The 20415-nt window shown below is 53.7% G+C and carries 18 protein-coding genes and 1 tRNA gene; all 19 read right to left on the bottom strand.

From position 1 onward, the window contains the following. Positions 1-9 precede the first annotated feature (9 nt). The 19 genes from rplB to tuf (THINI_RS16635) all read right to left on the bottom strand — a co-directional run bounded on the left by rplB (position 10) and on the right by tuf (THINI_RS16635) (position 20390). Positions 10-837, bottom strand: a complete 828-nt coding sequence (rplB, locus tag THINI_RS16725) for a 50S ribosomal protein L2 (protein WP_002709725.1) — start codon at positions 835-837, stop codon at positions 10-12. Positions 838-851: 14 nt separating this feature from the next. Beyond that, the gene (gene rplW / locus THINI_RS16720; protein WP_002709724.1) at positions 852-1145 is read right to left on the bottom strand and encodes a 50S ribosomal protein L23; all 294 of its coding nucleotides are present in this window, start codon (positions 1143-1145) and stop codon (positions 852-854) included. Then, the gene (gene rplD / locus THINI_RS16715) at positions 1142-1744 is read right to left on the bottom strand and encodes a 50S ribosomal protein L4 (protein WP_002709723.1); all 603 of its coding nucleotides are present in this window, start codon (positions 1742-1744) and stop codon (positions 1142-1144) included. The genes rplW and rplD overlap by 4 nt, the downstream gene beginning before the upstream one ends. An 11-nt stretch (positions 1745-1755) precedes the next feature. Continuing rightward, positions 1756-2388 (bottom strand): 50S ribosomal protein L3, encoded by a 633-nt coding sequence (gene rplC, locus THINI_RS16710; protein WP_002709722.1) that lies wholly within the window; start codon positions 2386-2388, stop codon positions 1756-1758. A gap of 142 nt (positions 2389-2530) precedes the next feature. Further along, positions 2531-2842: a 30S ribosomal protein S10 gene (gene rpsJ, locus THINI_RS16705; RefSeq protein ID WP_002709721.1), complete on the bottom strand. Its 312-nt coding sequence runs from the start codon at positions 2840-2842 to the stop codon at positions 2531-2533. 5 nt (positions 2843-2847) lie between these two features. Further along, positions 2848-4038, bottom strand: a complete 1191-nt coding sequence (gene tuf / locus THINI_RS16700; protein WP_002709709.1) for an elongation factor Tu — start codon at positions 4036-4038, stop codon at positions 2848-2850. 2 nt (positions 4039-4040) lie between these two features. Further along, complete coding sequence (fusA, locus tag THINI_RS16695; RefSeq protein ID WP_002709720.1) at positions 4041-6146, bottom strand: elongation factor G; 2106 nt, start codon at positions 6144-6146, stop codon at positions 4041-4043. A gap of 18 nt (positions 6147-6164) precedes the next feature. After that, positions 6165-6635, bottom strand: a complete 471-nt coding sequence (rpsG, locus tag THINI_RS16690) for a 30S ribosomal protein S7 (protein ID WP_002709719.1) — start codon at positions 6633-6635, stop codon at positions 6165-6167. A gap of 22 nt (positions 6636-6657) precedes the next feature. Continuing rightward, positions 6658-7032 carry a 30S ribosomal protein S12 gene (gene rpsL, locus THINI_RS16685; RefSeq protein ID WP_002709718.1) on the bottom strand — a complete coding sequence of 125 codons (375 nt, stop codon included), beginning with the start codon at positions 7030-7032 and terminating at the stop codon, positions 6658-6660. Between the two features lie 170 nt (positions 7033-7202). Beyond that, entirely contained in the window at positions 7203-11396 is a 4194-nt protein-coding gene (gene rpoC / locus THINI_RS16680) for a DNA-directed RNA polymerase subunit beta' (RefSeq protein ID WP_002709717.1), read from the bottom strand. Between the two features lie 18 nt (positions 11397-11414). Continuing rightward, positions 11415-15500, bottom strand: a complete 4086-nt coding sequence (gene rpoB / locus THINI_RS16675) for a DNA-directed RNA polymerase subunit beta (protein WP_002709716.1) — start codon at positions 15498-15500, stop codon at positions 11415-11417. Between the two features lie 153 nt (positions 15501-15653). Next, the gene (gene rplL, locus THINI_RS16670) at positions 15654-16031 is read right to left on the bottom strand and encodes a 50S ribosomal protein L7/L12 (RefSeq protein ID WP_002709715.1); all 378 of its coding nucleotides are present in this window, start codon (positions 16029-16031) and stop codon (positions 15654-15656) included. Between the two features lie 28 nt (positions 16032-16059). Next, positions 16060-16578 (bottom strand): 50S ribosomal protein L10, encoded by a 519-nt coding sequence (gene rplJ, locus THINI_RS16665; protein WP_002709714.1) that lies wholly within the window; start codon positions 16576-16578, stop codon positions 16060-16062. A gap of 266 nt (positions 16579-16844) precedes the next feature. After that, positions 16845-17540 carry a 50S ribosomal protein L1 gene (gene rplA / locus THINI_RS16660; RefSeq protein ID WP_002709713.1) on the bottom strand — a complete coding sequence of 232 codons (696 nt, stop codon included), beginning with the start codon at positions 17538-17540 and terminating at the stop codon, positions 16845-16847. 1 nt (position 17541) lies between these two features. Then, positions 17542-17973, bottom strand: coding sequence for a 50S ribosomal protein L11 (gene rplK, locus THINI_RS16655; protein ID WP_002709712.1), 432 nt, complete (start codon positions 17971-17973; stop codon positions 17542-17544). Between the two features lie 54 nt (positions 17974-18027). After that, the gene (gene nusG, locus THINI_RS16650) at positions 18028-18561 is read right to left on the bottom strand and encodes a transcription termination/antitermination protein NusG (protein WP_002709711.1); all 534 of its coding nucleotides are present in this window, start codon (positions 18559-18561) and stop codon (positions 18028-18030) included. Continuing rightward, on the bottom strand, positions 18561-18965 hold the full coding sequence (gene secE, locus THINI_RS16645) for a preprotein translocase subunit SecE (RefSeq protein WP_281054702.1): 405 nt from the start codon (positions 18963-18965) through the stop codon (positions 18561-18563). The genes nusG and secE overlap by 1 nt, the downstream gene beginning before the upstream one ends. Before the next feature lie 99 nt (positions 18966-19064). Then, positions 19065-19140, bottom strand: a tRNA-Trp gene (locus THINI_RS16640). Between the two features lie 59 nt (positions 19141-19199). Further along, positions 19200-20390 (bottom strand): elongation factor Tu, encoded by a 1191-nt coding sequence (tuf, locus tag THINI_RS16635; RefSeq protein WP_002709709.1) that lies wholly within the window; start codon positions 20388-20390, stop codon positions 19200-19202. Between the last annotated feature and the right edge of the window lie 25 nt (positions 20391-20415).

Below are 20415 nucleotides of genomic sequence, written 5' to 3'. Positions count from 1 at the left end.
TTAATCCTCTTACTTCTTGTTCCGGCGACGGACAATCATCTTGTCAGTGCGTTTGTTGCTACGAGTCTTGTAACCCTTGGTTGGAACACCCCAAGGAGTAACCGGGTGACGACCACCGGAAGTACGACCTTCACCACCACCATGCGGGTGGTCTACCGGGTTCATAACCACACCACGGACAGTAGGACGAACACCACGCCAGCGTTTGGCACCCGCTTTACCCAACTTAATCAGGCCATGTTCAGAGTTACCAACCTCACCAATGGTTGCACGGCAATCAACCGGAACTTTCCGCATCTCACCAGAGCGCAAGCGGATAGTCGCATAAGCACCTTCGCGCGCAACCAATTGGGCAGAAGCACCAGCGCTACGTGCCAACTGGGCACCTTTACCTGTTTTCAACTCAATGCAGTGAATAACACTACCAACCGGAATATTACGCATTGGCAAACTGTTACCAACAGAGATTGGCGCATGAATGCCGGAAACAACTTCCGCACCCGCGCTTAAACCTTTCGGCGCAATAATGTAACGGCGCTCGCCATCGGCGTACAACAACAGGGCAATATTGGCACTGCGGTTCGGATCATATTCCAAGCGCTCTACGCGGGCAGGAATATCATCCTTGCGACGCTTGAAGTCGATGATACGGTAGTGCTGGCGATGACCACCACCCACATGTCGGGTAGTGATACGACCAGTATTATTACGCCCACCACTCTTGCGCTGGTTCTCCACCAAACCCTTGAACGGCGCACCCTTGTGCAATTCCTTGTTGACAACCTTGACCTGGAATCGACGCCCTGGAGAGGTTGGTTTTGCCTTAACGACTGCCATGATTCACCCTTGCCTTATTCTGCTGCCGCATCCAGAGAGAAACCTTCGGACAGGCTTACATAAGCCTTCTTCCAGTCGCTGCGTTGACCGGCGCGACGCCCAAAGTTCTTCTGCTTGCCTTTAACGTTGATGGTACGAACCTGGTCAACCTTGACTTCAAACAAAGTCTCGACAGCATCCTTGATTTCTTGCTTGGTTGCATTTTTTGCAACCTTGAACACATACTGATTAGCCTTTTCAGAGGCACGGACAGTCTTTTCCGTCACGCGCGGGGCAACCAGGACATGGTAAAGACGCTCCATACTCATGCCAGCCACTCCTGAATCTTGTTGATTGCACCAGTTGTCACTACAACCTTTTCATGACCTACCAGACTAACCGGATTCAGGCCTGCAACAGTAGCAACTTCGCAGTAAGGAATGTTACGTGCTGACAGTAGGACATTGACATCATCAATATCGGAAACCAGCAGCACATCATTGGAACCATATTCTTTCAGCTTCGCCAGCATTAGCCTAGTCTTCGGCTCAGCAACGCTGAAAGAATCAACCACCATAAAACGATCCTGACGCACCAACTCAGAGAAAATGGAGCGCATCGCTGCACGGTACATCTTTTTATTGAGCTTCTGGCTGTAATCACGCGGGCGTGCCGCGAAAGACTTACCACCAGTACGCCACAACGGGCTACGGATACTGCCGGCGCGTGCACGGCCTGTACCCTTTTGGCGGAACGGCTTGGAACCGCCACCGCTCACATCAGAGCGGGTTTTCTGCGCCTTAGTGCCTGCACGACCCGCCGCCATATAAGCAACCACTGCCTGATGCACCAGCCCCTCATTAAATTCGCGGGCAAATATCTCATCGCTTACCGCAACAGACCCGCCATTTGCAACCTGTAATTCCATTGCCGCCACCTTTATGCTTTGACTGACAGCTTGACAACCACATCACCGTTATTGGCACCCGGAACAGCACCTTTAACCAGCAACAGATTGCGCTCAGCGTCTACACGTACCACTTCCAGATTCTGGGCAGTACGCTGTACAGCACCCAGGTGACCAGCCATTTTTTTGCCAGGGAAAACACGCCCTGGGGTCTGGTTCTGACCAATGGAACCCGGAACCCGGTGTGACAAAGAGTTACCATGAGTGCGGTCTTGGCCAGCGAAATGATGGCGTTTGAGGACACCAGCAAAGCCTTTACCCTTGCTAACACCTGTCACATCAACTTTCTGACCAGCCTCAAACATGCTTACTGCAAGCTCGGCACCCAGTTCGTAGCCAAACGCATCATCGACGCGCGACTCACGCACAAAAGTACCAGCAGGCACGCCCGCCTTGGCAAAATGACCAGCTTCTGACTTGGAAACGCGGGAAGATTTCTTCTCACCTACAGACAACTGGACAGCATTGTAACCATCCGTTTCCAGCGTCTTGACCTGGGAAACACGGTTCGGCGCAACCTCAAGCACAGTGACAGGGGTAGAACCACCATCCTCGCTGTATATGCGGGTCATACCAACTTTGCGACCCAGCAGACCGATAGCCATTTGCATACCTCTTCAATTACTCACATCGAGCAACTTTCATTCTATATGAATTCTAGAAAAACTCGGCTCGACCTAGGTCGAGCCGTGGAAAGCCGCGCATTATAGCAGAAAATTCTCTGCCGTCCATGAACTTTTTTACAAATCAGTTAAGCTTGATTTGTACATCTACCCCGGCAGCCAAATCCAGCTTCATCAGGGCGTCTACAGTCTTGTCAGTCGGATCAATAATATCCATCAGACGCTTGTAGGTACGGATTTCATACTGGTCACGCGCATCCTTGTTAACATGCGGTGAAATCAGCACTGTATAGCGCTCTGTGCGCGTTGGCAGAGGAATTGGCCCCTTGACACGCGCACCCGTCCGCTTGGCAGTCTCGACGATTTCAGTCGCGGAACGGTCAATCAGACGATGATCGAAAGCTTTCAGACGAATACGGATTCTTTGATCAGACATAACTATTACTCAATAATTTTAGCAACAACACCGGCACCGACAGTACGGCCACCTTCACGGATCGCAAAACGCAGGCCGTCTTCCATCGCAATCGGGTTGATCAGGCTGACAACCAGCTTGACGTTATCACCCGGCATGACCATTTCCACACCTTCCGGCAAGTCACAGGCACCCGTCACGTCAGTGGTACGGAAGTAGAATTGTGGGCGGTAGCCTTTGAAGAACGGGGTGTGACGGCCACCTTCCTCCTTGGACAGGACGTAGACTTCCGCTTCAAACTTGGTGTGCGGCTTGATGGAACCCGGCTTGCAGAGTACCTGGCCACGTTCCACGTCGTCACGTTTGGTGCCGCGCAGCAGCAGGCCAACGTTGTCACCCGCCATGCCTTGGTCGAGCAGCTTGCGGAACATCTCAACACCAGTGACGGTGGTTTTCTGGGTAGCACGGATGCCGACGATTTCGATTTCTTCGCCCACCTTGACAACACCACGTTCGATACGGCCTGTCACTACCGTACCACGACCGGAGATGGAGAATACGTCCTCTACCGGCATCAGGAAAGTACCATCGATGGCTCGCTCTGGTTCAGGGATGTAGGTGTCGAGCGCCTCGATCAGGCGGGCAATGGATGGCTCGCCGATGTCGGATTGATCGCCTTCCAGGGCGGAGCGTGCGGAACCCTTGATGATTGGGGTGTCGTCGCCAGGGAAGTCGTAGCTGGACAGCAGTTCACGCAGCTCCATTTCGACCAGCTCGAGCAGCTCTTCGTCATCAACCAGGTCACATTTGTTCATGTAGACAACGATGTAAGGCACGCCCACCTGACGGGAGAGCAGGATGTGCTCACGGGTCTGCGGCATTGGGCCGTCAGCTGCGGAACAAACCAGGATCGCGCCATCCATCTGTGCAGCACCAGTGATCATGTTCTTAACATAGTCAGCGTGCCCTGGACAGTCGACGTGCGCGTAGTGGCGGGTGTCGGATTCGTATTCTACGTGCGCCGTGGAAATGGTGATGCCACGTGCCTTTTCTTCCGGAGCCGCATCAATCTGGTCGTAAGCTTTTGCTTCGCCACCAAACTTGCGGGACTGACACACTGTCAGCGCTGCTGTCAGCGTCGTCTTGCCGTGGTCGACGTGGCCGATTGTACCTACGTTTACGTGCGGCTTCGTGCGCTCAAATTTACCTTTTGCCATCGCTATTCACCTGTTTCTTTTCTAACAATCGCCTGGGTAACTGACGCAGGCGCTTCCGCATATTTTGCAAATTCCATACTGTACGATGCGCGCCCCTGGGTGGCGGAACGCAGGTCGGTTGCATAACCGAACATTGCACCCAATGGCACTTCTGCACGCACAATCATGCCGCCGTTATCGTCATCCATGCCCTGCACCAGACCCCGACGACGGTTCAAGTCACCGATGACATCCCCCATGTAATCTTCCGGGGTTGTCACTTCCACCTTCATCATGGGTTCCAGCAATATCGGATCGGCTTTTAGCACACCCGCACGCAACCCCATGGAGCCAGCAATTTTGAACGCCATTTCACTGGAGTCCACATCATGATAGGAACCATCAAAAGCAGTGACCTTCACGTCAACTAGCGGAAAACCAGCCAACACACCATTTGCCATCTGCTCCTGCACACCCTTGTCTATGGCCGGAATGAATTCCCGAGGAACCACGCCACCCACAATGGCATTTTCAAATTCGTAGCCCTTACCCTCAGCCAGTGGCTCTATCCGCAACCAGACATGCCCATACTGACCGCGACCACCAGACTGACGCACAAACTTGCCTTCCGATTCGACTGACTTGCGGATCGTCTCGCGGTACGCAACCTGTGGCGCGCCAACATTACAGCCTACCTTGAATTCCCGCAGCATCCGGTCAACGATAATTTCCAGATGCAACTCACCCATGCCAGAAATGATGGTTTGGCCTGTCTCCTCATCAGTACGCACGCGGAAAGACGGATCCTCCTGAGCCAGCTTGCTTAGGGCAAGACCCATTTTCTCCTGGTCAGCCTTAGATTTTGGCTCAACGGCAATGGAAATAACCGGATCAGGAAAGTCCATACGCTCCAGCGTAATAACCTGATTCATATCACACAGGGTATCGCCAGTCGTCACTTCTTTCAGCCCAACCGCAGCAGCAATATCGCCCGCCCGGACTTCATCAATATCTTCACGCGAATTGGAATGCATCTGAACCAAACGCCCAATCCGCTCACGCTTGCCCTTGACCGGGTTATAAACCGCGCTCTGCGTCGTCAAAACCCCGGAGTACACCCGAAAAAAGGTCAAAGTACCGACAAACGGGTCGGTCGCAATCTTGAATGCCAACGCAGCGAACGGCTCATCATCCGACGGATGCCGCTCCGCTTCCGTTTCATTCCTGTCATCCAGATGCCCTTTGATGGCAGGCACATCAACCGGCGAAGGCATCAGCTCGATCACCTTATCCAAGACCGCTTGAATCCCCTTGTTCTTGAAAGCAGAACCACAGGTCATCGGCACAATCTCAAGATTGATAGTGCGTTTGCGCAGGCCACGGATAATCTCTTCGGCAGACAGATCGCCCTCACCGAGATATTTATCCATCAACTCTTCGTCAGCTTCAGCAGCAGCCTCGACCATCTTTTCGCGCCATTCCTGACAGGAATCCACCATATCAGCCGGAATATCAACAGCCTCATAGGTAACACCACGATCCGCCTCATTCCACATAATAGCCTTCATGCGAATCAGGTCAACGACGCCAGCAAAATGGTCTTCTGCGCCAATAGGTAACTGCAACGGTACCGGGTTAGCATTTAGCTTGGCCTTCAACTGCTCGTAAACGCGCAGGAAATTAGCCCCGGAACGATCCATTTTATTGACAAAAGCCATCCTCGGCACGCGGTACTTGTTCGCCTGACGCCAAACAGTCTCGGACTGAGGCTGCACACCACCGACCGCGCACAACACGAACACCGCGCCATCCAGCACCCGCAGGGAACGTTCCACCTCTATAGTGAAATCCACGTGCCCCGGCGTATCTATGATATTGACACGATGTTGCAGGAACTGCTTATCCATCCCCGACCAGAAACAGGTAGTGGCAGCAGATGTAATCGTGATACCACGTTCGCGCTCCTGCTCCATCCAGTCCATGGTCGCCGCGCCATCATGCACTTCCCCAATCTTGTGAGACACACCCGTGTAAAACAGGATGCGTTCGGTCGCAGTTGTCTTGCCGGCATCAATGTGCGCCATAATACCAATATTACGGTACTGCTCAATGGGAGTGCTACGCGCCACGCTGGGTTACTCTCGCCATTACCAGCGGAAGTGGGCAAACGCCTTGTTAGCTTCAGCCATGCGATGCACGTCTTCACGCTTCTTCACCGCAGTGCCGCGCTTTTCGGCAGCATCCATCAACTCACCAGCCAGCTTGCGCGCCATGGATTTTTCACCGCGCTTGCGGGAAGCCTCAATCAACCAGCGCATCGCCAGCGCATTCTGACGGGAAGGACGCACTTCAACCGGCACCTGGTAAGTAGCACCACCGACACGGCGGGACTTGACCTCTACCGCAGGGCGAACGTTATCCAGCGCATCTTCCAGCACTTCCAGACCATCGCCGCCTTTCTTGCCAGCAATTTCATTCAGCGCGCCGTAAATGATTTTTTCCGCGACGGATTTTTTACCGTCCTGCATAACTGCATTCATGAACTTGGTCAGCAGCTGGCTTCCGAACTTCGGATCAGGCAGAACTTCGCGCTTGGGGACTTCTCTTCTTCTAGGCATAACTCAATCTCATGCTCTCAAATTACTTTTTGGGACGCTTGGCACCGTACTTGGAACGGGCCTGCTTGCGATCCTTGACACCCTGGGTATCCAGACTACCGCGAACAGTGTGATAACGCACACCGGGCAGGTCTTTCACACGACCGCCACGAATCAGTACCACAGAGTGCTCCTGGAGGTTATGACCTTCACCACCGATATAGCTGGTGACTTCAAAACCGTTGGTCAGACGCACACGAGCAACCTTACGCATTGCGGAGTTCGGTTTCTTCGGGGTGGTCGTATAAACACGGGTACAAACACCACGACGCTGCGGACAAGCCTCCAGCGCTGGCACCTTGCTTTTCTCTACTTTGCTTTGGCGCGGCTTGCGCACCAACTGGTTTACTGTCGCCATATTCTGAAAATGTCTCCTGGAATCACGAGGAACTTGCCTGGCTTGCCTTGTCCCCATAAAAACAACAGACCGAAAATCGGTCTGTTTGAGGACGCCAAATTTTAGGGATCAGGGAGCCTCCTGTCAAGGAGGTTTTCCCTATCAATCAGTTAAAGTTGAACCCATCCAGGTTATTCACCGGAATCCATGTCCAGCGGCTCACCAAAACTGAGGGTTTCGCCGGAATCAGGGCGGCGCTCGTAAGCAAACTCGTTACGCTGGCTGCGACGGTCATCGTGGTAAGCCAAGCCCGTACCTGCTGGAATCAGACGGCCAACGATGACGTTTTCCTTCAAGCCACGTAGCTCATCACGTGCACCACGCACCGCAGCTTCTGTCAGGACGCGGGTGGTTTCCTGGAAGGACGCAGCAGAGACGAAGGAGTCTGTCACCAACGACGCCTTGGTGATGCCCATCAGCAGGCGTTCAAACACGATCCTGAGCTTGCCTTCGGCTTCCAGGCGCTTGTTTTCTTCGACCACACGCCAGAAGTCGGTTTGCTCACCACGCAGGAACTTGCTGTCACCCGGGTCAACCACCTCAACCTTACGCATCATCTGACGGACAATGACCTCGATGTGCTTGTCGTTGATTTTTACACCTTGCAGACGGTAAACGTCCTGGATTTCCTTGACCTGGTATTCGGCCAGCGCAGTCGCACCCAACAGACGCAAAATGTCATGCGGGTTAGGTTCGCCATCAGCGATGACCTCGCCACGATTGATTTTTTCACCCTCGAACACATCCAGATTCCGCCACTTGGGGATCAACTCTTCATGCTGCTCACCCTCTTCGCCGGTGATAACCACGCGCTGCTTGCCCTTGGTTTCCTTGCCGAAGGAAATCGTACCGGTTTTCTCTGCCAAGATAGCACCGTCTTTCGGCTTGCGCGCCTCAAACAGGTCAGCAACGCGCGGCAAACCACCCGTGATGTCACGGGTCTTGGAAGAGGCTTGCGGCAGACGGGCAATGACCTCGCCCACCTGTACGGTCGCGCCATTGGTAGAACTGACGATAGCACCCGCTGGCAGCGGGTACTGTACCGGGATCTTGGTACCCTCGAAGAAGACATTTTCACCGTTTTCATCCAGCAAGCGCACAGTAGGGCGCAGCTCACGTCCGGCTGTAGGGCGGTTTTTAGGATCCATGACTTCGATGGAAGACAGGCCGGTGATTTCGTCGATCTTGGTCTGGACAGTGACGCCATCCGTGAAGTCGCTGAAGCTGACACGCCCGGACACCTCGGAAATGATCGGGTGCGTATGCGGATCCCAAGTTGCCACTTCCTGGCCTGCTTGCACCTGTGCATACTGGTCGATGGACAGGATCGCACCATAAGGCAGCTTGTAGCGCTCCTTGTCACGACCACTTTCATCCACGACACCCAGTTCACCGGAACGGGAAACCGTCACCAGCTTGCCATCCTTGTTGCGCACAGTCTTGACGTTGATCAGGTGAACCTGACCGGCAGACTTGACGGAAATACTGCTTTCCGCAGCTGCCCGGCTAGCCGCACCACCGATGTGGAAGGTACGCATGGTCAACTGGGTTCCCGGCTCACCGATAGACTGTGCCGCAATAACCCCGACAGCCTCGCCCTTGTTGACGACGTGGCCACGCGCCAAATCACGGCCATAACATTTGGCGCATACACCGTAACGGGTCTCACAGGTAATCGCGGAACGCACCACAATTTCATCCACCGCCAAGGCATCAATCTGCTTGACCCACGCCTCATCCAGGAAAGTGCCCGCAGGAATCAGCACGTCTTCGCCACGGGTAACATCCTGGGCCACGACGCGACCTAACACACGCTCGGCCAGCGCCTCCACCACGTCACCACCTTCGATGATTGGACGCATACGAATACCCTGAGTCGTACCACAGTCATCAATGGTAACCACCATATCTTGGGCAACATCCACCAAACGGCGGGTCAGATAACCGGAGTTTGCAGTTTTCAGCGCGGTATCCGCCAGACCTTTACGCGCACCGTGGGTGGAAATGAAGTACTGGAGTACGTTCAGGCCCTCACGGAAGTTGGAGGTAATCGGCGTTTCGATAATTGAACCATCCGGTTTCGCCATCAAGCCGCGCATACCAGCCAACTGACGGATCTGGGCGGCGGAACCCCGTGCCCCTGAGTCGGCCATCATATAGATGGAGTTGAAGGATTCTTGCATGACGGTATTGCCATCCGCATCCAACACTTCTTCCTTGCCAATTTTTTCCATCATCGCCTTGGCAACTTTTTCGTTGGTGCTCGCCCAGATATCGACAACCTTGTTGTAGCGCTCACCCTGGGTGACCAAACCGCTGCGGAACTGATCCTCAATTTCCAGCACAGCATCTTCCGCCTCCTTCAGCAGATCCTTTTTCTTTTCCGGAATCATCATGTCATCGGAACAGAAGGATACACCCGCACGGGTCGCATAACGGTAACCGGTATACATCAGCTGGTCAGCAAAAATAACCGACGCCTTGAGACCCACGCGGCGGTAGGCTTCGTTGATCAGCCGGGAAATGGCCTTTTTCTTGAGAACTGTATTGAATAGCTCAAATGGCAGACCTTCCGGCATAACGCTAGTCAGCAGCGCACGGCCAACTGTCGTATCAATCAGGCGAGTCCGGTAAATAATTTCACCGTCCTCATCCTTGATACTATCCTTGATACGTACCTTAACCTTGGCATGCAGGGAAGCATTGCCAGTGTCATAGGCACGCTGCACCTCTGCCGGATCAGCAAATACCATGCCCTCGCCTTTCGCATTCACCGCATCGCGGGTCATGTAATACAGACCCAGAACGATATCCTGGGAGGGCACGATAATAGGCTCGCCATTTGCCGGTGACAGTACGTTATTGGTCGCCATCATCAGGGTGCGGGCTTCGAGCTGCGCTTCCAGCGACAATGGCACGTGCACCGCCATCTGGTCACCGTCGAAGTCGGCGTTAAATGCGGAACACACCAGTGGATGCAACTGGATGGCCTTACCTTCAATCAGGGTAGGCTCAAATGCCTGGATGCCCAGACGATGCAGGGTTGGCGCACGGTTAAGCATGACCGGATGTTCGCGGATGACTTCCGCGAGGATGTCCCAGACTTCCGCCGTTTCACGCTCAACCAGTTTCTTGGCCGCCTTGATGGTGGTCGCCAGACCGCGGCGTTGCAGCTTGCCGAAAATGAATGGCTTGAACAGCTCTAGTGCCATTTTCTTGGGCAGGCCGCACTGGTGCAGACGCAGTGCAGGACCAACCACGATAACCGAACGGCCAGAGTAGTCAACACGCTTGCCCAGCAGATTTTGGCGGAAACGGCCTTGCTTGCCCTTGATCATGTCAGACAGGGACTTGAGCGGACGCTTGTTGGAGCCGGTAATGGCGCGGCCACGGCGACCGTTGTCCAGCAGCGCGTCGACGGATTCCTGCAACATGCGCTTTTCGTTACGCACGATGATGTCCGGCGCATTCAGCTCCAGCAGACGCTTCAAACGGTTGTTACGGTTAATGACGCGGCGGTACAGGTCATTCAGGTCGGAAGTTGCAAAACGGCCTCCATCCAGCGGCACCAAGGGACGCAAATCCGGGGGCAGCACCGGCAGCACAGTCATAATCATCCACTCAGGCTTGTTGCCAGAGCTGAGAAAAGACTCCATCAGTTTCAGGCGCTTGCCAAGACGCTTGAGCTTGGTTTCGGAACCAGTCTCATTGATCTCTTCGCGCATCCTGCTGACTTCATCTTTAAGGTCGATGGTTTTCAGCAACTCCAGGATGGCTTCCGCACCCATGCTGGCCTCAAACTCATCGCCAAACTCTTCGATCGCTTCCAGATAAGCCTCATCACTCAGCAACTGGCAGCGCTCCAGCGTGGTCATACCTGGCTCGGTTACGACGAAAGTCTCAAAATAAAGGATGCGTTCAATATCGCGCAGGGTCATGTCCAACATCAGACCGATACGGGATGGCAGCGATTTGAGGAACCAGATGTGCGCAACCGGACTGGCCAGATCAATGTGACCCATACGCTCACGGCGCACCTTGGTCTGGGTAACTTCAACACCACACTTTTCGCACACCACGCCACGGTGTTTGAGGCGTTTGTACTTGCCGCATAAGCACTCGTAGTCCTTGACCGGACCAAAAATTTTGGCGCAGAACAAGCCGTCGCGTTCCGGTTTGAAAGTACGGTAGTTGATGGTTTCAGGTTTTTTGACCTCGCCAAATGACCATGAACGGATGACCTCAGGTGACGCCAAGCCAACCTTGATTGCATCAAAGTCGTGGCTTTCCTGTTCTTTCTTGTGGAAGTTCAATAAATCTTTCATCGCATTTCAATCCCGTGTTTAGTCGCGTTCCAGCTCGATATTCAGACCGAGTGAGCGGATCTCCTTCATCAATACGTTGAAGGACTCAGGCATACTGGCTTCCATGTAGTGGTCGCCATCCACAATGTTCTTGTACATCCGGTTACGTCCGTTGACATCGTCCGACTTGACTGTGAGCATTTCCTGCAAGGTGTAGGCCGCACCGTAGGCCTCCAGCGCCCACACCTCCATCTCACCGAAGCGCTGGCCACCGAACTGCGCCTTACCACCCAACGGCTGCTGGGTAACGAGGCTGTATGGGCCAGTCGAACGTGCGTGCATCTTGTCATCAACCAGGTGGTTCAGCTTGAGCATATGCATGTAACCAACCGTTACCTTGCGCTCGAAAGCGTCGCCTGTACGGCCATCGAACAACGGGGTCTGGCCACTTTCTGGCAGCTCGGCAAGTCTCAGCATCGCCTTGATTTCGGCCTCATCCGCACCGTCAAATACCTGGGTTGCCATAGGCACGCCCTTACGCAGGTTATTCGCCAACTCGACAACCTCAACGTCAGACAACGCCTCAACCACCTTGTCTTGTTGCGGGTTGCCACCGGTAGCGTAGACCTTGCTGATAAACTGGCGCAACTCGTCAACCTTGGCCTTGGTGTCGATCATACGGCCAATTTTCTCACCCAGACCTTTACCTGCCCAGCCCAGATGGGTTTCCAGTACCTGCCCAACGTTCATACGGGAAGGTACGCCCAGTGGATTCAGCACGATATCGACGGTCTGGCCATTTTCCAGATACGGCATGTCTTCGACCGGAACGATGCGCGAAACCACGCCCTTGTTACCGTGACGGCCCGCCATTTTGTCACCTGGCTGCATCCGGCGCTTGACCGCGATGTAGACTTTGACCATTTTCAGCACACCCGGCGCAAGATCGTCACCCGCCATCAGCTTGTCGCGTTGTTTGTGCAGACGGGTTTCGTAGAGCTTTTTCTTCTCTTCGATCTGACCTGCCAACGATTCGAGCTGGGTGTTTACGTCTTCATCCTGCATACGGATGGCGAACCAGTCTTTCTTCTCCAGGTTATCCAGATAGGACTGGGTCACAACCGTACCATTGGTCAGGCGGTTAGGGCCACCAACAGCCTCCTTGCCCACGACCAGCTTGGCGAAACGGTCGAAGATATCCGCTTCATAAATACGCAATTCATCGCGTAAATCTTTGCGGACTTTTTTCAAGTCCTCTTCCTGAATCGCCAGCGCACGGGCATCACGTTCCACACCATCGCGGGTGAAAACACGCACATCGATGACCGTACCGGTCATGCCTGTCGGCACACGCAGGGAAGTATCCTTTACGTCAGAGGCCTTTTCACCGAAGATTGCACGCAGCAATTTCTCTTCCGGCGTCAGCTGGCTTTCACCTTTCGGCGTGACCTTGCCGACCAGAATGTCGTTTGGCTTGACTTCCGCACCCACATGGATAATGCCGCATTCGTCCAGCTTGGCCAGCAGGCTTTCGCTGACATTCGGAATATCGGCAGTGATCTCTTCCGGCCCCAGTTTGGTGTCACGGGCAAGACAGGACATTTCCTCAATGTGAATGGAGGTATAACGGTCTTCGTCCACCACCCGCTCAGACAACAGGATGGAGTCCTCGAAGTTGTACCCGTTCCACGGCATAAAGGCGATGAACATGTTCTGACCCAACGCCAGCTCACCCAGGTCGGTGGAAGAACCATCCGCCAGCACGTCGCCACGCGCCACCACATCGCCAACCCGGACGATAGGGCGCTGGTTGATGCAGGTATTCTGGTTGGAGCGGGTGTACTTGATCAGGTTGTAAATGTCGACGCCGCCTTGTTGCTCATTGGCTTCCTCGTCATTGACACGCACAACCACGCGGCCAGCATCGACGGAATCAATCACCCCGCCACGACGCGCAGAAACGGCTGAACCGGAGTCCTGCGCCACTGCGCGCTCCATCCCCGTACCCGCCAACGGCTTGTCAGCACGCAAGCAAGGCACAGCCTGACGTTGCATGTTGGAACCCATCAGTGCGCGGTTGGCGTCATCGTGCTCCAGGAACGGGATCAGGGACGCAGCAACCGACACGATCTGCTTGGGGGAAACGTCCATGTACTGGACTTCTGCCGCAGGTTTCAGGGTAAATTCGTTGCGATGACGGCAGGAAACAAACTCGTCAGATAGGCTACCTGCTTCGTCCAGCTCCGCACTCGCCTGGGCGATGACGTAGTTGGATTCCTCGATCGCAGACAGGTAATCAATCTGCATGGTCGGCTTGCCATCGATAACCTTACGGTAAGGCGTTTCCAGAAAACCATAGTCATTGGTGCGCGCATATACGGCCAGTGAGTTGATCAGACCGATGTTCGGGCCTTCCGGCGTTTCAATCGGGCATACCCGGCCATAGTGGGTTGGGTGTACGTCGCGCACCTCAAAACCGGCACGCTCACGGGTCAGGCCGCCTGGACCAAGGGCCGAAATACGGCGTTTGTGTGTCACTTCAGACAGCGGGTTATTCTGGTCCATGAACTGGGACAACTGGCTGGAACCAAAGAATTCCTTGATGGCAGCAGATACAGGCTTGGAATTGACCAGCTCCTGTGGCATCAAACCTTCGCTTTCTGCCATGGTCAAGCGTTCCTTGACCGCACGCTCAACACGCACCAAGCCAACCCGGAAAGCATTTTCCGCCATTTCACCCACACTGCGCACGCGGCGGTTGCCAAGGTGATCAATGTCATCCACATCATCACGGCCATCACGGATGTCGATCAGCTTTTTCAGCACATCCAGAATGTCGCCCTGATCCAGCACCCCAGAACCCGTTGCTTCGTCACGCCCCAAGCGACGGTTGAATTTCATCCGCCCGACCGCAGACAGGTCATAGCGGTCTTCCGTGAAGAACAGGTTGTTAAACAGGTTTTCTGCCGCTTCCTTGGTAGGTGGCTCACCCGGGCGCATCATGCGGTAAATTTCAATCTGCGCTTCCAGCTGGCTGGCGGTAGTGTCGATCTTCAAGGTGTTGGACACAAACGGGCCGCGATCCAAGTCGTTGGTATACAACACATGGAATTGCGTCACACTGTTATCACGCAGCTTTTCCAGCAAATCCCCGCTGATTTCATCATTGGCATTCGCCAGCAGTTCGCCGGTGGAAGTATCAATGATGTTACGCGCCAGAATCTTGCCATTCATATACTCTGCTGGCACTACCAGCTTGTTCAGGTCGGCTTTTTCCAGTTGGCGGATATGCTTGGCGGTAATGCGGCGACCGGTTTCCACTAGCACCTCACCATCCAGCATGATGTCAAAGGAAGCCAGCTCACCCCGCAGGCGGGCAGGCTCCATTTCCATTTCAACACTGTCATCACTCAGATGTACCAGCGTCTTATCGAAGAAATAGTCAAGAACTTCTTCATTATTCATGCCGAGCGCGCGCAGCAGGATAGTCGAAGGCAACTTGCGGCGGCGGTCGATACGCACGAAGATGGAATCTTTCGGGTCAAACTCAAAGTCGAGCCAGGAACCACGGTAAGGGATGACACGGGCACTGTGCAGCAATTTGCCAGCCGTGTTGGACTTGCCCTTGTCATGTTCGAAAAATACGCCTGGCGAACGGTGCAGCTGGGAAACGATAACACGTTCGGTGCCATTGATGATGAAGGTACCCTTGTCGGTCATCAGCGGCAGCTCGCCCAGATAAACATCCTGTTCCTTGATGGATTTGACGACCTTGGCATCTACAGGTGCATCCTTGTCATAAATGACCAGACGCAATTTGACACGCAGCGACGCCTGGAAAGTCAGGCCGCGTAACTGGCACTCTTGCACATCGAATATTGGCTCACTCACCTTGTAGTCAACATACTCCAGAACCGTATAACCGTTGTAACTAACGATTGGGAAAACGGAGGAAAATGCTGCGTGCAAACCAACCTCACGGCGATTGATGACAGGCATACCCTCTTGCAGGAAATGCCGATAGGAATCTAACTGAATCGTGAGAAGGTCTGGCACTTCCAGAATCTGTGCGCGCTTCCCAAAGTCTTTGCGGATCCGTTTTTTTTCGGTATAACTCAGTCCCATCGTCTTTCCTCTCTGGAATCAGAACCCCGGCTTCCAACACCGCCGGATTTTCGCTCACCATAACAAGCGATAAAAGGCCGACAGCACAAAATGTACTGTCAGCCTCTGTTTTTACAAGAACTAAAAGTAGCGCAACACGCTCCGCCCTCAATCTTACTTGAGTTCGACGGTAGCGCCTGCTTCTTCCAGTTCTTTCTTCAGCTTCTCTGCTTCTTCCTTGCTTGCGCCTTCCTTCACAACGGAAGGGACGCCTTCAACCATGTCTTTCGCTTCTTTCAGACCCAGACCGGTGGAACCACGAACAACCTTGATAACGTTGATCTTGTTAGCGCCGAAGCTAGTCATGACAACGTTGAATTCGGTCTGTTCTTCAACAGCAGCAGCAGCTTCAGCACCGGCAGCAGGGCCAGCAGCCACCGCAACAGCAGCAGTAACGCCGAACTTTTCTTCGATTGCTGAAATCAGGTCAACGATTTCAGTGACAGTCATGTTGGCAAACGTTTCCAACATATCTTCTTTAGTACAAGCCATTTTGATTCTCCAAAACCTAAATCAGTAATCAATCCAAACTGATGCCAGCGGCTTCAGCTTTTTGGTCACGCAATGCAGCAAGTGTACGTGCGAACTTGTCGAGCGGCGCGCGCAGTGCAGCAGCCAAAGTGGCCAGCGCCTGATCGCGTGTCGGCAGTTTCGCCAGACGCTCCAACTCTTCGGCTGGAAGCATGTTGCCGTCGATAGCAACAAATTTGACTTCCATCTTGTCGTTGGCTTTGTCTTTCTTGAAGTCTTTAATCAGGCGTGCCGCTGAACCTGGGTCTTCCTGGGAAAACGCCAACACCAACGGGCCGACCAGACTGTCTTGCACACATTCAAAAGCCGTGTCCTTGACAGCGATACGCGCCAGATTATTCTTCACTACCCGCAGATACACCCCACCCTTACGTGCGTTTTGGCGCAGTGTGGTGAGCTGGGCTACGGTCAAACCACGGTACTCAGCAGCAACCATGGAATGAGCACTTGCAGCAACAGCGGCCACTTCAGAGACAATCTCTTTCTTCTCTTGCAGTGTTAATGCCACGTTATCTACTCCTGGTTTGGCGGATAATCCACCATTTATCAATCATCTACCGACACACACCGGCTGATGAAGGAAACAGCGTCCCAAACCATCTTACTGACTCGGGTTACGCCATCTGCGCAGGTTCTCTACAACAGGTGCAGAACCATTAAGCTTCCGAAGAAGCGCCTGCGGTCTTTGACGACATACATCCTTGTATATCTTGTTGCCTTGCGGCGGCTCCCTTCCCTGGAAGCCGGAGATGGAGCTTCTTCTGCCCCAATCCCTTAGTAAGACAGTGATGTAGTATCGACTGCCAAACCTGTACCCATAGTGGTGGATACAGAAATCTTTTTCAGGTAAACGCCTTTGGACGTGGAAGGCTTCATTTTCACCAAATCGCCTACCAATGCATTGATGTTGCCAACCAACTTGTCGGTATCAAAGTCGACATTGCCAACGGAGCAATGGATGATACCGGCCTTGTCAGTACGGTAACGCACCTGGCCAGCCTTGGCATTACGCACAGCACCGGCAACATCAGGGGTTACAGTACCCACTTTCGGGTTTGGCATCAGGCCACGTGGGCCGAGAATCTGACCCAGTTGGCCAACAACACGCATAGCGTCAGGGCTGGCGATAACCACGTCGAAATCCATCTTGCCGGCTTTGACTTCAGCCGCCAGATCATCGAAACCAACAATGTCGGCACCCGCTTCTTTCGCGGCGTCGGCATTAGGGCCTTGCGCAAACACGGCAACACGGACAGTTTTACCGTTACCGTTTGGCAGCACGGTGGCGCCGCGCACAACCTGGTCAGATTTACGCGGATCAACGCCCAAATTAACACTAACATCCACGCTCTCAACAAATTTTGCGCGCGGCAGGGATTTCAGTGCATCCAGTGCTTCAGCAATGGCGTAAGCCTTATTGCGGTCAACTTTTTCAGCGATTGCCTTTTGGCGTTTGGTCAACTTTGCCATGTTACACACCCTCCACTTCAAGACCCATGCTACGGGCGCTGCCCGCGATGGTGCGTACCGCTGCATCCATATCCGCCGCTGTCAGGTCAGGCATTTTCATCTTGGCAATCTCTTCCAGCTGTGCGCGAGTCACTTTGCCAACCTTGTTGCTGTTAGGACGTGCACTACCAGACTTTAAGCCAACAGCCTTTTTCAACAGTACGGACGCCGGCGTGGTTTTCATCACAAACGTAAAGCTCTTGTCGCTGTACGCAGTAATGACTACCGGAGTTGGCAGGCCTGGCTCGATGTTCTGTGTGGCGGCATTGAATGCCTTGCAGAATTCCATGATATTCAGGCCACGCTGACCCAGTGCCGGACCAACAGGTGGGCTGGGGTTGGCTTTACCAGCAGGAATTTGCAGCTTGATATAGCCGATTACTTTCTTTGCCATGCTATTTTCCTATAAATGGGTAATAACGCCTTACGGCTCCCCTAACCTACCAGATCAGCTTTTTTCGACCTGATAGAACTCAAGCTCGACTGGCGTCGAGCGACCAAAAATTTGTACTGCAACCAACAGGCGGCTTTTTTCATAATTGACTTCTTCGACCACGCCGTTGAAGTCCTTGAATGGCCCATCAGTTACGCGCACCACCTCACCCGCATCAAAGAGGACTTTAGGACGCGGCTTCTCAGCCCCCTCTTCCACGCGACGCATGATGTTATCCACTTCTTTCGGGGTAATGGGCGCTGGCTTGTCTGCCTTACCGCCGATAAAACCCAGCACTTTGGGGGTTTCCTTTACCATGTGCCAAGTGTCGTCATTCATTTCCATTTCCACCAGCACGTAACCGGGGAAAAACTTGCGCTCACTACGGCGCTTCTGGCCATCGCGCATTTCCACGACCTCCTCGGTAGGCACCAGCACCTGACCAAAGGCATCCTGCAAGTCAAAACGCACAATGCGCTCTTCCAGAGAGCGCTTTACCTGATTTTCAAAACCAGAATAAGCCTGCACCACATACCAGCGCTTCACCATCAGGCTCCACCTCCAAGCAGACCTTTGACACCCCAACCCAGCAGGGAATCAACACCCCACAAGAAAATGGACAGGATCACAACAATCACCATGACCATCAGCGTGGTCTGGATGGTTTCCGCCTTGGTTGGCCAAACCATTTTGCGGACTTCAAGGCGAGAATCCTTCATAAATCCCAGCAAACGTTTGCCGGAATGACTGGACAGTGCAACGACGAAAGCCAAAGCGACGATCGCCAGCAAACCCAGGACACGCCAAAGCACTGACACGGATTGCCCCTGCCAGTTTTCAAAATAATAGAACCCTGCGATACCTGCTAACAGCAGAATAAGCGCAACGATGAGCTTTACCGTATCAAGCGACGAACCCTGTTCTTCGGTATGTGCTGACATTATATTTTTCACCAAACCTGATAGCCGAATGACTTTGGGCAATACACTACAACCAGACTGTGGCTGCGCAACTTCAATCTACAATTTATTATCCAAAGCCATCTGAAAAGATGGCAGGCCAAGAGGGAATCGAACCCCCAACCTGCGGTTTTGGAGACCGCCGCTCTGCCAATTGAGCTATTGGCCTGTAAACGTAACAAAGAGCAGGGAGGATACTCCCCGCTCTTTTAAAACTCAAGTAATTACTTACTCAATAATCTTGGCAACAACACCGGCACCGACAGTACGGCCACCTTCACGGATCGCAAAACGCAGGCCGTCTTCCATCGCAATCGGGTTGATCAGGCTGACAACCAGCTTGACGTTATCACCCGGCATGACCATTTCCACACCTTCCGGCAAGTCACAGGCACCCGTCACGTCGGTGGTACGGAAGTAGAATTGTGGGCGGTAGCCTTTGAAGAACGGGGTGTGACGGCCACCCTCTTCCTTGGACAGGACGTAGACTTCCGCTTCAAACTTGGTGTGCGGCTTGATGGAACCCGGCTTGCAGAGTACCTGGCCACGTTCCACGTCGTCACGTTTGGTGCCGCGCAGCAGCAGGCCAACGTTGTCACCCGCCATGCCCTGGTCGAGCAGCTTGCGGAACATCTCAACACCAGTGACGGTGGTTTTCTGGGTGGCACGGATGCCGACGATTTCGATTTCTTCGCCTACCTTGACAACGCCACGTTCGATACGGCCTGTTACTACCGTGCCACGACCGGAGATGGAGAATACGTCCTCTACCGGCATCAGGAAAGTACCATCGATGGCTCGCTCTGGTTCAGGGATGTAGGTGTCGAGCGCTTCGATCAGGCGGGCAATGGATGGCTCGCCGATGTCGGATTGGTCGCCTTCCAGGGCGGAGCGTGCGGAACCCTTGATGATTGGGGTGTCGTCGCCAGGGAAGTCGTAGCTGGACAGCAGTTCACGCAGTTCCATTTCGACCAGCTCGAGCAGCTCTTCGTCATCAACCAGGTCACATTTGTTCATGTAGACAACGATGTAAGGCACGCCCACCTGACGGGAGAGCAGGATGTGCTCACGCGTCTGCGGCATTGGGCCGTCAGCTGCGGAACAAACCAGGATCGCGCCATCCATCTGTGCAGCACCAGTGATCATGTTCTTAACATAGTCAGCGTGCCCTGGGCAGTCGACGTGCGCGTAGTGGCGGGTGTCGGATTCGTATTCTACGTGCGCCGTGGAAATGGTGATGCCACGTGCTTTTTCTTCCGGAGCCGCATCAATCTGGTCGTAGGCTTTTGCCTCGCCACCAAACTTGCGGGACTGACACACTGTCAGCGCTGCTGTCAGCGTCGTCTTGCCGTGGTCGACGTGGCCGATTGTACCTACGTTTACGTGCGGCTTCGTGCGCTCAAATTTACCTTTTGCCATTTCCGATAACTTCCCGTTAAATTCT

Source organism: Thiothrix nivea DSM 5205, assembly GCF_000260135.1.
In the GTDB taxonomy this organism is placed as follows: domain Bacteria; phylum Pseudomonadota; class Gammaproteobacteria; order Thiotrichales; family Thiotrichaceae; genus Thiothrix; species Thiothrix nivea.
This window is presented reverse-complemented; position numbering and strand designations above follow the sequence as displayed.

Coding starts and splice junctions, on each gene's coding strand:
- rplB (WP_002709725.1), bottom strand. CDS start 837: ATGGCAGTCGTTAAGGCAAAACCAACCTCTCCAGGGCGTCGATTCCAG.
- rplW (WP_002709724.1), bottom strand. CDS start 1,145: ATGAGTATGGAGCGTCTTTACCATGTCCTGGTTGCCCCGCGCGTGACG.
- rplD (WP_002709723.1), bottom strand. CDS start 1,744: ATGGAATTACAGGTTGCAAATGGCGGGTCTGTTGCGGTAAGCGATGAG.
- rplC (WP_002709722.1), bottom strand. CDS start 2,388: ATGGCTATCGGTCTGCTGGGTCGCAAAGTTGGTATGACCCGCATATAC.
- rpsJ (WP_002709721.1), bottom strand. CDS start 2,842: ATGTCTGATCAAAGAATCCGTATTCGTCTGAAAGCTTTCGATCATCGT.
- tuf (WP_002709709.1), bottom strand. CDS start 4,038: ATGGCAAAAGGTAAATTTGAGCGCACGAAGCCGCACGTAAACGTAGGT.
- rpsG (WP_002709719.1), bottom strand. CDS start 6,635: ATGCCTAGAAGAAGAGAAGTCCCCAAGCGCGAAGTTCTGCCTGATCCG.
- rpsL (WP_002709718.1), bottom strand. CDS start 7,032: ATGGCGACAGTAAACCAGTTGGTGCGCAAGCCGCGCCAAAGCAAAGTA.
- rpoC (WP_002709717.1), bottom strand. CDS start 11,396: ATGAAAGATTTATTGAACTTCCACAAGAAAGAACAGGAAAGCCACGAC.
- rpoB (WP_002709716.1), bottom strand. CDS start 15,500: ATGGGACTGAGTTATACCGAAAAAAAACGGATCCGCAAAGACTTTGGG.
- rplL (WP_002709715.1), bottom strand. CDS start 16,031: ATGGCTTGTACTAAAGAAGATATGTTGGAAACGTTTGCCAACATGACT.
- rplA (WP_002709713.1), bottom strand. CDS start 17,540: ATGGCAAAGTTGACCAAACGCCAAAAGGCAATCGCTGAAAAAGTTGAC.
- rplK (WP_002709712.1), bottom strand. CDS start 17,973: ATGGCAAAGAAAGTAATCGGCTATATCAAGCTGCAAATTCCTGCTGGT.
- nusG (WP_002709711.1), bottom strand. CDS start 18,561: ATGGTGAAGCGCTGGTATGTGGTGCAGGCTTATTCTGGTTTTGAAAAT.
- tuf (WP_002709709.1), bottom strand. CDS start 20,390: ATGGCAAAAGGTAAATTTGAGCGCACGAAGCCGCACGTAAACGTAGGT.